This is a genomic window from Embleya scabrispora DSM 41855, assembly GCF_000372745.1.
In the GTDB taxonomy this organism is placed as follows: Bacteria; Actinomycetota; Actinomycetes; order Streptomycetales; family Streptomycetaceae; genus Embleya; species Embleya scabrispora.
Genome location: NZ_KB889698.1, coordinates 29,608 through 45,100 on the forward strand (window position 1 = coordinate 29,608; position 15,493 = coordinate 45,100).

Annotated in this window: 15 protein-coding genes; 11 read left to right on the plus strand and 4 right to left on the minus strand. The window is 69.7% G+C overall.

Going from position 1 to position 15,493, the window contains the following annotated elements:
* Nucleotides 1-280: 280 nt before the first annotated feature.
* The 9 genes from A3IC_RS59025 to A3IC_RS69175 all read left to right on the plus strand — a co-directional run bounded on the left by A3IC_RS59025 (nt 281) and on the right by A3IC_RS69175 (nt 8,014).
* Complete coding sequence (locus A3IC_RS59025) at nt 281-2,113, plus strand: ATP-binding protein (protein ID WP_020555441.1); 1,833 nt, start codon at nt 281-283, stop codon at nt 2,111-2,113.
* Complete coding sequence (locus tag A3IC_RS0138705) at nt 2,110-2,565, plus strand: roadblock/LC7 domain-containing protein (RefSeq protein ID WP_020555442.1); 456 nt, start codon at nt 2,110-2,112, stop codon at nt 2,563-2,565. The genes A3IC_RS59025 and A3IC_RS0138705 overlap by 4 nt, the downstream gene beginning before the upstream one ends.
* A gap of 73 nt (nt 2,566-2,638) precedes the next feature.
* Nucleotides 2,639-2,959 (plus strand): DUF742 domain-containing protein, encoded by a 321-nt coding sequence (locus A3IC_RS0138710; RefSeq protein WP_052174010.1) that lies wholly within the window; start codon nt 2,639-2,641, stop codon nt 2,957-2,959.
* 40 nt (nt 2,960-2,999) lie between these two features.
* Complete coding sequence (locus tag A3IC_RS0138715; RefSeq protein ID WP_052174011.1) at nt 3,000-3,593, plus strand: GTP-binding protein; 594 nt, start codon at nt 3,000-3,002, stop codon at nt 3,591-3,593.
* A gap of 14 nt (nt 3,594-3,607) precedes the next feature.
* Nucleotides 3,608-4,096: an SAM-dependent methyltransferase gene (locus tag A3IC_RS0138720; protein WP_020555445.1), complete on the plus strand. Its 489-nt coding sequence runs from the start codon at nt 3,608-3,610 to the stop codon at nt 4,094-4,096.
* A gap of 107 nt (nt 4,097-4,203) precedes the next feature.
* Nucleotides 4,204-4,908: an NAD(P)/FAD-dependent oxidoreductase gene (locus tag A3IC_RS59030; protein ID WP_052174009.1), complete on the plus strand. Its 705-nt coding sequence runs from the start codon at nt 4,204-4,206 to the stop codon at nt 4,906-4,908.
* Between the two features lie 409 nt (nt 4,909-5,317).
* Nucleotides 5,318-5,749, plus strand: a complete 432-nt coding sequence (locus tag A3IC_RS69170) for a hypothetical protein (protein ID WP_158696276.1) — start codon at nt 5,318-5,320, stop codon at nt 5,747-5,749.
* Between the two features lie 62 nt (nt 5,750-5,811).
* Nucleotides 5,812-7,431 carry an alpha/beta hydrolase gene (locus tag A3IC_RS0138730; RefSeq protein WP_020555447.1) on the plus strand — a complete coding sequence of 540 codons (1,620 nt, stop codon included), beginning with the start codon at nt 5,812-5,814 and terminating at the stop codon, nt 7,429-7,431.
* Nucleotides 7,432-7,441: 10 nt separating this feature from the next.
* The gene (locus tag A3IC_RS69175; RefSeq protein WP_158696277.1) at nt 7,442-8,014 is read left to right on the plus strand and encodes a hypothetical protein; all 573 of its coding nucleotides are present in this window, start codon (nt 7,442-7,444) and stop codon (nt 8,012-8,014) included.
* An 87-nt stretch (nt 8,015-8,101) separates the two neighbouring features.
* On the opposite strand, the gene A3IC_RS0138740 is transcribed toward A3IC_RS69175, so the two are convergent.
* Nucleotides 8,102-9,112, minus strand: coding sequence for an LLM class flavin-dependent oxidoreductase (locus A3IC_RS0138740; RefSeq protein WP_026219238.1), 1,011 nt, complete (start codon nt 9,110-9,112; stop codon nt 8,102-8,104).
* A 376-nt stretch (nt 9,113-9,488) separates the two neighbouring features.
* On the opposite strand from A3IC_RS0138740, the gene A3IC_RS0138745 reads away from it, so the two are divergent.
* Together A3IC_RS0138745 and A3IC_RS0138750 are read left to right on the plus strand one after the other, a co-directional pair.
* Complete coding sequence (locus tag A3IC_RS0138745; RefSeq protein ID WP_020555450.1) at nt 9,489-11,264, plus strand: 3-hydroxyacyl-CoA dehydrogenase family protein; 1,776 nt, start codon at nt 9,489-9,491, stop codon at nt 11,262-11,264.
* A 116-nt stretch (nt 11,265-11,380) separates the two neighbouring features.
* Nucleotides 11,381-11,680 carry a hypothetical protein gene (locus A3IC_RS0138750; RefSeq protein WP_026219239.1) on the plus strand — a complete coding sequence of 100 codons (300 nt, stop codon included), beginning with the start codon at nt 11,381-11,383 and terminating at the stop codon, nt 11,678-11,680.
* Here the strand turns inward: A3IC_RS0138750 and A3IC_RS0138755 are convergent.
* The 3 genes from A3IC_RS0138755 to A3IC_RS0138765 all read right to left on the minus strand — a co-directional run bounded on the left by A3IC_RS0138755 (nt 11,664) and on the right by A3IC_RS0138765 (nt 15,382).
* Nucleotides 11,664-12,116: a hypothetical protein gene (locus A3IC_RS0138755; protein ID WP_020555452.1), complete on the minus strand. Its 453-nt coding sequence runs from the start codon at nt 12,114-12,116 to the stop codon at nt 11,664-11,666. The genes A3IC_RS0138750 and A3IC_RS0138755 overlap by 17 nt on opposite strands.
* 237 nt (nt 12,117-12,353) lie before the next feature.
* Nucleotides 12,354-13,844: an aldehyde dehydrogenase family protein gene (locus tag A3IC_RS0138760; RefSeq protein ID WP_020555453.1), complete on the minus strand. Its 1,491-nt coding sequence runs from the start codon at nt 13,842-13,844 to the stop codon at nt 12,354-12,356.
* Nucleotides 13,841-15,382, minus strand: coding sequence for a long-chain-fatty-acid--CoA ligase (locus A3IC_RS0138765; protein ID WP_020555454.1), 1,542 nt, complete (start codon nt 15,380-15,382; stop codon nt 13,841-13,843). Before A3IC_RS0138765 ends, A3IC_RS0138760 begins: the two co-directional genes overlap by 4 nt.
* Between the last annotated feature and the right edge of the window lie 111 nt (nt 15,383-15,493).

Here is a 15,493-nt window from a genome sequence, read left to right on the forward strand (position 1 = left end):
CGGCGGTGCGCCCGATCACCCATCCGGGCGGTTGCCTGACCGTTCGTCAAAAATGTTGGTCCGTATCCCGAAAAGGTCTCGCTCGACAGTCGTCGGGCGGGGCCTTTCGGCCGTTTTGGGGGCGACTCGCACAGCCGCCGAAGGCACATCGAAAGATGGTCCGACGATATGCTCACGTCTCATGTATGGGCAGGGGGATCCAGGAACACCCAACGCAGCGGACGCGGCACCTGTGCGCGTTCCCGCTCCCGTTCACCAGAGCCGACGCTCGGGGAGCGGAGTGGCCGCGGGGCTCGGTTCCGCGGCGGCCGTCTTCGCGTTGGCGGGGATCGCGACCGCCGTCGTCCTGCTGGGCGATTCGGACACCGTCTGGGAGTCGGTACTCGCCGGCACGCTGCTCACCACCGCCGTCGCGCTGTCCTCGATCGCCGCATGGCTGCGGCACCGGGTCTCCGAGCGGCGGATCGCCCGACTACGTGAGCTGACCGTGCGTCAGGCCGCGGAGAGCGCCCGGCTGGAGGCCGAACGCGCCCGCCTGGAGGCGGAACACGACGAGTTGTTGCGCGGACGCGCCGCGCTCGCCGACGAGGAAACCCTGATGCGCGGCCGGGTGCACGACGTGTTCGTGAACCTGTCGATGCGCACGCTGACCCTGGTCGAGCGACAGCTGGACCTGATCGAGAAGCTCGAACACGGCGAGGACGAACCCCAGCGGCTCCAGGACCTGTTCCGGCTCGACCACCTCGCCACCCGGATGCGCCGCAACAGCGAGAACCTGCTCGTGCTCGCGGACGCGGACGAGCGACGCGGCCGGCGCCCACCGATCCCGCTGCTGGACGTGGTCCGCGCCGGTGTCTCCGAGATCGAGCGCTACGAGCGGATCGACGTCGGCCACGTGCCGCGCGCCGACGTACTCGGCCGCGCCGCCGACGACGTCGGCCACCTCCTCGCCGAACTCCTGGAGAACGCCGCGGCCTACTCGGCGCCCGAGTCCCGAGTGGAGATCGGCGGCTGGACGCTGGAGAACGGCGAGGTCGTGTTGTCGGTGGACGACAACGGGATCGGCGTACCGGCGGACCGGCTCACCGAGTTGAACTCGCAGATCGAACGGGACAGCACCGAGGAGGAGGCGGCGGGCGGCGGTGGCGGCCTGGGCGTGTTCGTGGTCGGCCGACTGGCTCGCCGACACGGCATCCGGGTGCAGCTGCGCCCGCGCCCGCAGGGCGGGTTGAGCGCGGTCGTGGTGATCCCCGCGACGGCGTTCGGCGGCTCGGGCCCCTCGCCGGCCGAGTTCTCCGCCGAGCGTGATCGGGAGCAGGAGCGCGAGCGGGACCGGATGGCCATCCCGGGCGTGGCCCCCGGCGCGCGGGCCATCCCGCCCGGCGCGGCCCGAATGGCGCTGCCGGCGGCCCGGCCGGCCGGCGCCGATTCGAGGCCCGCCGTCGAGGCCGAGCCGCCCACCCGGGCCGAGTCCGCCGGGCCGCGCGGTCCGGTGGTGCCGCGCGAGGACGCCGAGCCGCCCGCCCGGACGCCCAAGGGGCTGCCCAAGCGCATGCCGGCGGCCAACCCCGCGCCGGCCCCCGAGGAGGCGGCGGCGAAGCTGGTCGCCCCCGGCGCACTGTTCGCGGGCGCCGAAGCGGGCGAGGCCGCCGCAGCGGTGGAAGCCGCCGACGGGCCACGGCCGAGCACCCCGCGGGCGGCCGCACCGGTCGAGCCGTCCGCCGCCGCACCGGCCGCCGTGGTCGCGCCGCCCGCCCGGCGTGCCGCGACCCCGAAGCCGCAGCCGGTCGCCCCCGCGAAGCCGCACCCGGCCGCCGGCGGGGACGGCACGGGGCCCGCCGTCTCCGCGGTCGGCCGCACCCGGCGCGGGCTGCCCAAGCGCCTCGTGGCGGGCGACAACAGCGGTGCGATGCGCGTCGTACCCGCTGCGGACACGTCCCGGGACACCGGCACGCTCTCCGCCGCCGAACTGCGCAAGCGGCTGACCGGTTTCCAGGAAGGTCTGGAGGCGGCCCGCCGGGAGGGCGAGGCGACCGACCCGGTCGCGCCGTCCGACGAAGAGCCCACCTTCCCGCCGCCCGCGCGGGAGGAGACAGGAGGTGGAGACCGGTGACCGGGTCGAATGGCACCACGGCACGCGACGTCGACTGGCTGGTGGCCGGCCTCGCCGGGGATGTCCCGGGGGTCCGCGAGGTCGTCCTGGTCTCCTCCGACGGCCTGATGCTGGCCAGCGCACGCGGACCGGACGCGGCCGCCGCCGCGGCGGACGCGGAGGAACAGCTCGGCGCGATCGTCAGCGGCCTGGTCGCCCTGGCCGAGGGCACCTCGCGGGTGCTCGACATGGGCGCGGTCCGCCAGGAGATCGTCACGATGGCCGAGGGCTACGTCGTGGCGATGTCCATCAGCGACGGCTCCTGCCTGGGCGTACACGCGGGCGGATCCGCCGACCTGGGCGTGATCGCGTACCAGATGACCTCGTTCGTACGGCGCGCCGGCCACGTCCTGACGCCGGCCCTGCGCGCACAGATGCACCAGGACCGTGGAGGTGGTCGCGTTGGCTCCTGACGGCGGTTATTCCGACTTCGACGCAGAGCGGGGGTACGCGACCCGGCCCGACACGGGCGGTCGTACCTCGCGTGTGCGCCCTTACACGCTGACCCGGGGCCGCACCCGGTACGGCCACGTGCTGCTCGTGGAGACCCTGGTCACCACGCTGGACTGCCCGCAGGACGAGACCGGCGACATGCCGGAGGTCGCCCGGATCGTGCACCTGTGCCGCGGGGTTCGGTCGGTGGCCGAGGTGGCCGCGATCCTGCACATGCCGCTCGGCGTGGTGCGGGTACTGATCAGCGACCTGGCCTCGCAGGGCCGAATCAGCGTGTACCAGGCCGAGCACGAGGCCGGCCGACCCGATCGCGCGCTGCTGGAGAGGGTGCTCGGTGGACTACGCAAGATTTGATCTCGGCGGACTCGCCGGACTCGGCGACGAGGTCCCGGCCATCCCGCTGCCCGCCGCCGGCGCCGGCGGTCGACGGATCGGCGAGGGCCCGCCGATCACCTCGACGAAGATCGTCGTCGCGGGCGGCTTCGGGGTCGGCAAGACCACGCTGGTGGCGGCCGTCTCGGAGATCCCGCCGCTGACCACCGAATCGGTCATGACGGTGCTGAGCGAGGACGTCGACGACCTGTCCGGCCTGCCGGAGAAGCGCACCACCACGGTCGCGATGGACTTCGGCCGGATCAGCCTGGAATCCGACCTGGTCCTGTACCTGTTCGGCACCCCGGGGCAGAACCGCTTCTGGTTCATGTGGGACGACCTGGTGCGCGGCGCCGTGGGCGCGATCGTCCTGGTGGACACCCGGCGGCTGGAGGACAGCTTCCCGGCGGTGGACTACTTCGAGCGCTCCGGCATCCCGTTCGTGGTCGCCGTCAACCTCTTCGACGACGCACCGCGCTATCCCGAGGAGGACCTGCGCGACGCCCTGTCGATCAGCCCCCGCACCCCGATGACCGAATGCGACGCGCGGGTCCGGGAAAGCGCGGTGAACGCGCTGGCCGAACTGGTCGTGCACGCACTGGACCTGACGCCGTAGGACGGACGGGCACCATGGAGCAGCCGGAGCCGGCGGCGGAAATCACCCTGCGTGCGATCGGGCGCGTGTCCTGCCCGCGCGTGGAACTCGTGGACGACCACTGGGGGAACGTGCCCTCGGTGATCCACTTGGACGCCGAGCGCTTCACCCCGGACGCGCTGACCGGCCTGGCCGACTTCTCCCATCTGGAGGTGGTCTACCACTTCCACCGCGTACCCAACGCGGCCATCGAAACCGGCGCCCGGCGCCCGCGCGGCAACCCGAACCGGCCCGAGGTCGGCATCTTCGCCCAACGCGCCAAAAACCGCCCGAACCGCCTGGCGGTATCAAGGTGCTCCCTGGAACGAGTAGCCGGCCTGAACATCCACGTCCGCGGCCTGGACGCGATCGACGGCACCCCGATCCTCGACCTCAAGCCCTACCTGCGCGAGTTCGGCCCCCAGGGCAACCTCCACCAGCCGACGTGGTCAACGGAACTGATGAGCGACTACTACGCGGACTGACCCGTCCGAACCCCGCCCGGCAGCAAATGGCCGGGCCGGCGCTCGAGGCCACTCGGCCCGGCCGGCGCTCGAGGCCGAAGCAACCCGGCGGATGCGGCCCCGCCGCGATGTGGCGCACGGACCGGGAGTTGGGCACCGCCTTCCCGTGCGACGGCGGCCTGACCCTGGTCCTGTTGATGCCGCCCCGAGAGCGCGCCGACGCGTTTCGCCTGGACCCGGAGGGCGAGTACGACCGCACCGTCACCCTGATGCCCGGCCTGGCCGCCCGCATCGCCGGCTGCACCCGCGCGACCAGGATCGTGCAGGCCACCGACCTACCGTCCTACTTCCGCCACTCCACCGGCCCCGGCTGGGCCCCCGCCGGCGACGCCGGCCACTTCAAGGACCCGGTCACCGCCCAGGGCATCCGAGACGCCCTCCGCTTCGGCCGCCTCCTCGGCGAGGCGGCCGCCCCGGTACTCGGCAACCCGGAACGCCTCGACGCCGCAACCGCATCCTGGGAACACCGCCGGGACCACGAATGCCGCGAGACCTACCACTGGACCAACACCCTGGCCCGCTCCACCGCGGTCACCGCTCTCGAAGAAACCCTGATGCGCTCCATGGCCGCCCGCCCCGAAGGCTCCCGCCCCCTCCTCGACGTCTACTCGAGGATCCGAAGGCCCTCCCAACTCCTCACCCCCACAGCCCTCGCCACCCTCCTCGCCCGCACCCTGACCCACCCGGGCGTCAACAGAGCAGCCGTCCTCCGCACAGCCCTGACCGAAGCCCGCAACCAACGAACCATCCGACACGACCTGCGCCGGCGGTAGGAGCCACCACAGTCACCGAACGTCCCGTCACCAACGTCCCTCGACCCCACAATCCCGCCGTTGTACCGGGGCCTGCCGGGATTGCGGCTGCCCACCACCGGACCGGATCACGCGAGGACCCCTCAGAACCCGGCTTTCGCCGACGCCGGGCAGCGTGGAATCCATAATTCCGCACAATTTGCCAGCAAATCGTTGGGCGCATATCGGAACCCTTGATTCCGGACCGCCATCGGGCTCCTGCCGTTGCCCCGGATCGGCTTGTGCTGCCCACCAACCGATCCATAGCGTGTTTCGCGCCGGTCCGTTCGACGCCGTCCGGCACTCGACCGAGCCGCGCACATGAAGCATCTTTCTCATGGATTGTCGGATTCACCCACAATTCCGCAAGGATTCGCAGGAGAGTACAAGAATGCCCGAACAGGAAATAGAAGATACAAATATAAATCGAATCATGTCGCCCGAATATTTTCGCACCGACCCGACGAGCGGCCCTCCCAAAAGCAACATAATTCCGCCGGCCACATCCTCACATGCCACCCTGTCGGCGCCGTCGGGTTCCTTTCAGGTCAAAATCGAAGAGTTGGCTCCGGCGGCCTCCAGGGCGGTCTCGGTGACCCAGGAGCTCAGGAGTCTCGGCGCGGATATAAATCACGGCCCGCCCCCGGGAACTCCGGGTTTCATGACCGGCTTCCAACTGGGCGAACTCAGTCGTGAGTGGGGCGGCGCGATCGCCCATCTCGCGGATCTGGCGCAAGCGGCGGCCGATAAAATCTACCGAACTCGGACGAAATACGCCGGGACCGAATCCAACGTTGCCACCAACTTTACGCCGGGGTCATAGCCGTGGTCACTTTCGCAGAGCTCAGAGGCGCGAACTTCGAAAGCTGGCGAGAATCCGCCCGTATGTGGAAGACAACAGCCGCCAAGCTGACCGAGCTGGAGAATGCCTTCAGAACCGGGGTCAACGACGGAGTCGAGACGGCCGGATGGAAGGGGCAGGCGGCCGGGACCGCGGACCAGGAACTCGAGCAGACGGTTCGGCAGATCGCCATCTCGGCGAGTCAGGCCCAAACCATCAGCACTGCAACCGATCGCGCGGCGACCGAACTCCCCGCGATTCAAACCACTTTCCGATCGGCGATCCAGGAGGCCGAAGCCGCAGGACTCCGAGTGATCGAGAACCCCGGCGGATACACCGTGCAGGCGGCGGTGACCGGGGAACCCGGTAACCTCAGTCCGGCAGATTCGGCAAAACAGCAAAGCGCAATCGACGGCTATGTTGCCCGGTTCAATACACTCCTGCGCCAGGCGAATGAAGCCGACTCGAAATTCGCTGCGGTCATGGCCACATTGCTGCCGGGCGACGTCGCGGAGACTCGGCTGGATTCCTGGCAGAACAGCACCGAAGACACCCAGCGTGTAGCCGGCCTGTACGGCGTCGGGCCCGTTCCGAAACTTGATCCCGCGCAGACGGCGGGCTGGTGGAATGGGCTATCCGATGAGCAGCGGGCCATGTATTTGGCCGCTTATCCAAAACAGCTGGGAAGTACGGACGGCCTGCCGGCAGCCGTCCGCGACAAGGCAAATCGCACGGCTCTGGACCAACGCTTGACCGAGCTGTCACCGGCACTGGCCGGCGGCAAATCTCCCAATCATGACAAACGCGAATGGGAGAACCTCACGGAGATCAAGAAGCAATTGGTCGCCGGCTACGCTCGTCCGACCGGTCGGGAATTACTGCTACTCAAGTTCGGTGACAAATTCCTCGACGGCCAGGTAATCATGTCCGTCGGCGATCCCGACAAAGCAAAGCATGTCTCCATCTCAGTTCCCGGTACCGACTCGACCGTTGTGGACACTCTCGAGGGTGGAATCAATCGAATAAATGCCATTCAGGAGACCGCAGACACCCTGACACCGGGTGGGCACAGCGATTTGGCGTCGATCTTCTGGCTCGACTACGACGCTCCCGAACAAGGCGGAAGCATGGCCGGGTGGGATCGCTCTCGGGAGGGGGCGCCGCGGTTGGACTCCTTCGTCAACGGGGTGCGCGCCCAGGGGAATGATCAGCACCTGACGGTGGTCGGTCACAGTTACGGGACAGCATTGGTCGGCGATGCGGCAAAAGCCGGAAACGGGTTGGCCGTCGACGACATCGTTTCCCTGGGCAGCCCCGGGATGCACGTCAAGCGGGCTCAGGACTTGCACATGGATCCAGCCCACGTGTGGGCCGAGCGCGCAACGGGTGCGTCGGTGGACACGGCCGTGGTCGACGGCGGGAAGGTATCGCACGGCACCGACCAGAAACCGGGCGGCCGCAGCGTCTTCGACATCCTGAGGGGAGGCCCCGGCGATCGAGTCACACCGACGGACACGGCTTTCGGCGCCAACATCATGCGCGGGGACGCACACGGCCACAGTGCGTACTGGAATCCCGGGAGTGAAAGCCTCATCAATCAGACCAAAGTCGTGATCGGCGCATACAATGACCCAAATCAATCCAAACGGCCACAACTTCAATAGGGCACACCTCGTGACTGGTCACCGCTTCCTCGCCAAGTTCACTGCGCTTTCGGTGGTGATTCTGTTGTTGGGCTCGATTTCGGCATGTGGAGGTTCAGTGAAAGAAAATGATGTAAAAATCCCCAAGATGTCGGAAGAGCGGGCCAAATCGGTCGCCGAGGAATACGGAAGGCGAATCGTCGAAGGCATCGGAGCTCCTAAAGTGGAGCGCAAACCGTCGTCCAGTGCTTCTCCATGCGGAAACGTCATGGAAGGAAAGGATTCCACGCAACATCACTTCTGGATGAAGCACGTCCAGAACGTCGTCGTGTCCCCGCAGGAGCAGGTGGCAACGTACCTTCGGGCTCGGACCGTCATTGAGGGCATGGGTTTCAAGATCCGAGACTTCGCCACCGACACGAGTGCGAGCGGAGGCGCCGGTAGATTGCGTGCAATGAACTCCGCCGACGGCTTTTCCATCGCTCTGGAAACGACCACTCCATCGGAGGAAATCATGATCATGATTTCCAGCCCGTGTCTGGAGCGGCTGCCCGAATGGGAGGGTGACGTCTCGGCGGGGCCCAGTGCCGGGCGGACTCCCTAGCCTCGGGCGGGCGAAGCCGCGACATGCGGGGCGGGAGCGCTGTCGCCCGCTCCCGTCGGAGCCGCGAACCCGGCTTGGAGCCAGAGCTCAGCGCGCCAGCGCCGGGAGCACTTCCTTGCCCAGTCGGGTCACGTTCTCCAGGGTCATCGATGGCACGCCCGCGCCCTCGGCGAACAGGAGGAAGCGGGTGATGCCCGTGCGCTCGGTGGTGCGGGAGAGGCGGCGGACGCAGTCGGTCGGTGAGCCGACCGGGTGAATGCGACACAGGAAGTCGGTGTACTCGTCGGGGTCGCGCATGTGGCGTTGGCGGTCGTCCACGGTCACGTGCGCGGACAGGCCCCGGCGCAGCCACCGCGGCATCGCGCTCCGCAGGGTGTCGGTAGCCTCACGGCGGGTGTCCGCGACGTAGGCCACGCTCGCGGCGGCGTGCTCGACCGCCTTGGGGTCGCGGCCGCACGCGGACGCGGCGCATTCGTAGGTGCGGACCATCGCGGCCTTCTCGGCGTCGTCGGCGTGCATACCCAGCAGCATCGGCAGCCCGTGTCGGGCGGCCAGTGAGGCGCTCTCGCGCGAGGTGCAGGCCAGGATCACCGGCGGGTGCGGGTAGGTGCGCGGGCGTGGCACCACGGGCACCTTGCGGAACGCGAAGTGTTCGCCCTCCGCGCCCACCCGCTGGTGGGTGAGCCAGCGCATCAGCAGATCCAGCGATTCGGGGAAGGCGTCGTCGTATCGACGCAGACCGGTGCCGAAGACCTCCAGATCCACCCATGGCCCGCCGCGCCCGACGCCCAGGGTGAATCGGCCTCCGGAGAGTTGGTCCAGCAGGGCCGTCTGCTCACCGAGAGCGACCGGGTGTTGATCGGACAGCACGCTGATGGCCGTCCCCACCCCGATTCGGTGCGTACGCCCCAGTAGCATGGAGGCGAAGGTGACCGCCGACGGGCACAACCCATACGGCACGAAATGGTGTTCGGCGATCCACGCCTCGTCGAACCCGGCCTCCTCCGCGGCGATTCCCGCGTCCATGGCAGCGGTGAGCACCTCACCGTGATCGCCCGCGTCGAACTGTGCCGCCAGCAGGAAGATGCCCAACTTCATCGCGTCCTCCTCGTCGTGTCCCCGTCGGCCCTGCGGCCGGATCGGGCCGACGGCGGCGGAGCGGGACGTGGGGCGGGGCGCCCACAGACAACACAACGCTCGAACGACCTCAGAGGTAATCCTTCACCGCTGATGGTTTTCCACCCGAACGAGCGGCTATCGACAAGGCGGCGCCATCGCGCGACCGCCGAGGCGAATGCTCGAACACATACCCGAACACATATTCGGGACGGACCGAGGCGAACGGCACATCCCACCGACCTGTGCCTGTCCGACAGGGGCTGCCATACTCCTGGGACCCCGCGGTACTACTTCGCAGTAACCAAGGCGTACTCCCGCTGGGGAGACGCCATTTCAGCAGCGAGGAGCACAGCAGATGACCCGTGACATCAGCACGGTCGGCGTGGTCGGCCTGGGCACCATGGGCGCCGGCATCGTCGAGGTCCTGGCCCGGGCGGGAATCACCGTCGTGGGCGTGGACGTCTCCGACGAGGCCATCGCGCGTGGCCGGGCCCGGATCGCCGAGTCGACCGCCCGCGCCGCGGCGCGCGGGAAGCTGACCGAGGACCAGCAGCGAGACATCTTCGATCGCATCACCCTCGGCACCGACCTGAGCTCGGTCGCCGCAGCGGACCTCGTCCTGGAGGCGATACCGGAGCAGCTGGAGCAGAAGCAGGAGCTTTTCGCCCAGCTCGACAAGATCTGTGGGCCGGAGACCATCCTGGCCACCAACACCTCCTCACTGTCGGTCACCGAGCTGTCGGTGTCCACCACGCGCTCCTCGCGCGTGGTGGGACTGCACTTCTTCAACCCCGCGCCGGTGATGAAGCTGGTCGAGGTGGTCCGCACGGTGGTCACCGAACCCGAGGTGCTCGCCGATGTGGTCGCGCTCGCCGAGCGGCTGGGCAAGTCGCCGGTGGTGGCCGGTGACCGGGCCGGGTTCATCGCCAACGGGCTGCTGTTCGCGTACCTCAACCACGCGGCGTCGATGTACGAGCAGAAGTACGCCACCCGCGAGGACATCGACGCGGCGATGCGCTTCGGCTGCGGTCTGCCGATGGGGCCGCTCGCGGTGCTCGACCTGGTCGGGATCGACACCGCGTACGAGATCCTGGAGCAGATGTATCGCCAGTCGCGCGATCGCCTGCACGCACCCGCGCCGATCCTCAAGCAGATGCGTACCGCGGGCCTGCTCGGGCGCAAGAGTGGTCGCGGCTTCTACACCTACGAACAGGCCGGTTCGCCGGTCGTGGTGGCCGAGGCCGGCGGGTCCGCGGCCGTCGCCGGCACGCCGCGCGACGTGCGCGCGGTGGGCGTGGTGGGCACCGGGACGATGGCCACGGGCATCGTCGAGGTGTTCGCCAAGTCCGGCTACGACGTGGTCTACGTCGCGCGCAGCGAGGAGAAGGTCGAGCGGGTGCGCGCGGCGCTGGTCCGCTCGCTGGACAAGCAGATCCAGCGTGGCCGGCTGACCGAGGAGGCCAAGGCGGACGCGCTGGCCCGGGTGGTCGGCTCGACCCGGCTCGACGACCTGGCCTTCGCGGACCTGGTCGTGGAGGCCGTTGTCGAGGAACTGTCGGTCAAGCAGGCCCTGTTCGAGAACTTCGACGAGATCTGCAAGCCCGGCGCGGTGCTGGCCACCACCACCTCCTCGCTGCCGGTGATCGACTGCGCGGTGGCCACCTCGCGGCCCGGTGACGTGGTCGGCATGCACTTCTTCAACCCGGCGCCGGTGATGAAGCTGGTCGAGGTCGTTCGTACGGTGGCCACCTCGGACGATGTGGTGGCCACCATCCACGAGGTCTGTCGGCGGACCCGCAAGCACGCGGTGGACTGCGGCGACCGCGCGGGCTTCATCGTCAACGCGCTGTTGTTCCCGTACCTGAACGACGCGGCGCGCATGCTCCAGGCCAACTACGCGACGGCCGAGGACATCGACACCGCGATCAAGCTGGGTGCCGGTTACCCGATGGGCCCGTTCGAACTGCTCGACGTGGTCGGGCTGGACGTCTCGCTGGCCATCCAGAAGGTGCTCTTCGCCGAGTTCCGCGAGCCGGGCTGGTCGCCGGTGCCGCTGCTGGAGCACCTGGTCACGGCGGGCTACCTCGGCCGCAAGACCGGTCGCGGCTTCCGGGACTACGCGAAGCGGTAGAGCGGTACCGGGCCGACGCGGGTCGGCCGGGAGTCGGCGGACGCGAGTCCGTCGAAGGTGGGTGGTACGAGAGGGGTACGGGCGTGCGCACCGCGTGCACCCGTACCCTTTTTGGTGTGCCGCGTCGTAACAAGCCCACCAGCCGCTCCCGGACCGTGGACCGGGACGAACCCCGCGACCCCAGCCTCGGCTTCGAGGAGCGCGAGTCGGGGGCCGACGGGGAATGGCTGGTGCGACCGATCAGCGGTCAGGCGGCGACCAAGACCTATCGCTGTCCCGGGTGCGACCACGAGATCCCGCCGGGCGTGCCGCACCTGGTCGCGTGGTCCGCGGACGGGCGGGTCGAGGAGCGCCGGCACTGGCATCGCCCGTGCTGGAACAGCCGCGGGCAGCGGCGGATCACCCGGCGACGGTAGGCGCCGCGTCCCGACCCGTGGCCATCCGCCGACCGGCCGGACGCCGGGGGCGGGTCACCAGCGTCGCGGTGAGCAGCAGCGCCAGGGCCGGCAGGGTCACCGCGAGCACGAGCGGGACGAGCAGCGCGACCGCCGAGGCCGCGACATGCAGAGCGGCCGCGCCGATCACGCCGACCCGGGCGGACGAGCCGGCGTGCAGCCGATCGCGCAGGTTGCGCACCGCCCACACCGACCAGATCACGATCACCAGGCCGAGCAGGGCGAAGAAGGCGATGCCCAGGGCGCTCACCAACGGCCGACTGTCCACCTCCCGGTCCCGCGAGACGCGCAGGACCAGCATCGGCGCGACCACGCCACAACAGACGACCGCCGCCACCACCTCGGCGCACAAGGTCACGATGGCCGCGTACGTCACGATGCCCCGGGTCAACGTCATAAGCCGCGATCGTGCCCGCTGGGCGCGGGTTTGTCGAGAGTGCGTTCGAGTCGGCGTGGGGAACACCGGTCGGGTACGACGGGCCGGACGAACCCGGTGGAGCGTGTCCGGCGCAACGGCCCCGCCGCCTCGCCCGGGTGAACCCGGGTCCGGGCGGGCCGATCGGGGCCGTCCGGACCCGTCGGCGCGGTCGCCTGGCCCGGGTTCGCCGGGTTCGCTCTCGGGGCCGCCGGCCCCTCAGGTCCGTCGCCCGAAGCGCAGCGAGACGTAGCGGTCGAGCAGCTTCATGGTGCCCCGCGTGCGGGTGAACGACGCGGGCTCCATCGGCGTCTTGAACAGCCGTCGGGTGATCGATTGCGGGCGGGCGAATTCGCGCAGCCCGTCCGCGCCGTGGATCCGCCCGAAGCCGCTCCCGCCGACCCCGCCGAACGGCAGCGCCGGAATGCTCGCGAAGGCGATCACCGCGTCCACCGACACCATCCCGGTTCGCAGTCGCCGAGCGATCTCCACACCCAGCCGGCCGGTCCGGGCGAACACCGCCGCGCCCAGGCCATAGCCAGTGCCGTTGGCCAACCGCACCGCCTCGTCCAGGTCCTCGACCGTGCGTACCGAGATCACCGGGCCGAACGTCTCCTCGCGGGCCACGCCGCTGTCGTCCGGCGCGTCCACGAGCACGACCGGGTCGATGTACGGCGGTCGTACCGCGCCGACCCCACCCACCACCGCCGTCGCGCCGCCGGCGATCGCCTCGTCGATGTGCCGACGCACCACCTCGACCCGGACCGGCATGGTCATCGGCCCGTACGCGCCGCCCGGTTCATCGGGTGGCACCAAGTCCGCGATTCCAGCACGGAGTTCGTCCAGGAACTCGGCCTTGATCGAGCGCTGGACGAAGACCCGCTCGATCCCCACGCAGGTCTGCCCGGCGTTGGAGCGCGCGCCCCACAGGGTGGCGTCGGCGGCTTCCTTGACGTTCGCGCCCGCGCCGACGATCAGCGCGTCCTTGCCGCCGCACTCCATCAACACGGGTGTGAGGGTGAGCGCGCACGCGGCCATCACTTTGCTGCCGGTGGCAGCCGAGCCGGTGAAGGCCGGCTTGTCCACGCCGGCCCCGCACAGTGCGGCCCCCGTCGAGCCGTCGCCGGTGACCACCTCGAACACGCCCGCCATCGCGTCCGGATTGGCCCGGGCGAACGCGTCGGCCAGGAACACGCCCACGCCCGGGGTGAATTCGCTCGGCTTGAACAACACCGCGTTGCCCGCCGCGAGCGCGTAGGCGATCGAGCCCAGTGGAGTGAACACCGGGTAGTTCCACGGTCCGATCACGCCGACCACACCGAACGGCCGGTACTCCAGGTACGCCGCGTGGTTGGCCATCGCCAGGCCGGCGGGCACTCGGCGACGGCGCAACACCCGCGCGGCGTGCGCCGAGGCCCAGGCGATGTGCTCCAGGCCCAACAACAACTCCAGGAACGCGTCGTCGTGCGGTTTGCCGGTCTCGTCGTGGATCAGCGCCCCCAACGCGTGCCGGCTTCGCACGATTTCGGCCGCCCAGGCGCGCATTCGGCGGCGCCGCTCGACGGGCGGGAGGCCGGCCCACCAGGCGCCGCCGACCCGGGCCCGATCCACCGCCGCGCGCACGTGCCCGGCGTCGTGGATCGGGTAGCGGGCCAACTCCTTGCCGGTGGCCGGGTCGAAGGATGCGAAGGTCTCCATGGTCGTGGTCACCGCCGGCTCGTCCTCTCTCGCAGCACGGACTTCTGCACCTTGCCGGCCGCGGTCAGCGGCAGCGCGTCGACGAACTCGACGCTCCTGGGCGCCTTGTAGCCGGCGATCAACGTCTTCACATGGACCCGGAGCAGATCGGCCGTCAGTTCGCGGCCCGGATGCAGCACCACGACGGCGTGTACACGTTCGCCCCAGGTGGGGTCGGGCAGGCCGATCACGGCGCAGCCGGCGACGTCCGGGTGTGCGTTCACCGCGTTCTCGACCTCGGCGCTGTACACGTTCTCCGCGCCCGTGACGATCATGTCCTTGAGCCGGTCCACCACGGTGATGTAGCCCTCGGCGTCCATGAAGCCCAGGTCACCGGTATGCATCCAGCCGCCGCGCAGCGCCTGTGCGCTCTCCTCCGGCCGGTTCCAATACCCCAGCATCACGTGGTCCCCGCGCGAGACGATCTCGCCGACCTCGCCGCGCGCGAGTTCCCGCTCGTCCGGGCCGACGATCCGTACGTCCGCGTGGTAGCAGGGCCGGCCCGCCGAGCGCAGCTTCACCGGGTCCGCGTCCAGGTGGTCCTGCGGCGCCAACAGCGTCGCCAGTGGCGAGAGTTCGGTCTGGCCGTAAGCCTGGATCAGAGCCGTACCGGGCAGCGCCTTGAGCACCCGGTCGAGCAGCGTGGCGGTGATCGGCGACGCGCCGTAGGTGAGCAGTCGCAGCGAGGAAAGGTCGTACCGGGCGAAATCCGGGTGCTCCAGCACCATTTGCAGCATCGTCGGGGCAAGGAAGACCTCGGTGACGCATTCGTGCTCGATGGTCGCGGCGACCTGTTCGGGGTCGAAGAACGGCAGCACCACCTGCGGTATGCCGACGATCGAGGTCATCAGCGACACCCCGAACCCGGCGATGTGGAACAGCGGGGCCGCGTGCAGGACGCGGGCATTGGGCGCGAGCCGGTAGGCGGCGGTGGCGACCAGGCCGCCCATCGCGGAGGCGAGCAGGTTGTCGTGCGAGAGCATCACGCCCTTGGGGAATCCGGTGGTCCCGCCGGTGTAGAAGATTCCGGCGAGGTCGTCGCCACCGCGGTTCGCGTCCGGGATCGGCTCGGCCGCGGCGAGCAGCGCCTCGTAGTCGTGCGTTCCGGGCCCGGTGGGCGCGTTGCCCATGTGCACGATCTCGCGCACGCTCGACGAGGCGGCGCGCAGCGTGGGTACCAGACCGGCGAACGCGTCGTCGACGATCAGGACGCGGGTCTGCGAGTCGTCCAGCGAGAAGGCGATCTCGGCCGCGCTCCAGCGGATGTTCACCGGGTTCAGCACGCCGCCGGCCCACGGAATCGCGCTCAGACACTCCAGGTAGCGGAACGAGTTCAGGCCCAGGATCGCGACCCGATCGTCGGGCGCGACACCCAACCCGCGCAGCGCGCCGCCGAGCCTGGCCACCCGCTCGCGCAGCTCGTGGAACGTGGTGCCCACGTCGCCGTCGAGCACCGCCGTGCGCTCCGGTGTCTGTTGGGCCCATCGGTGCAACGGCTGGGTGATGCCCATGGACTGCTCCTCGCGTCGGAGGGGAGGTAGAAGTGCGGGCGTGCGGGCGCGGAACCGGGGGTGCCGGGCGGCCGGTGCCGGGCGGCCCGGCGGCGGGTGTCCGGGGCCCAG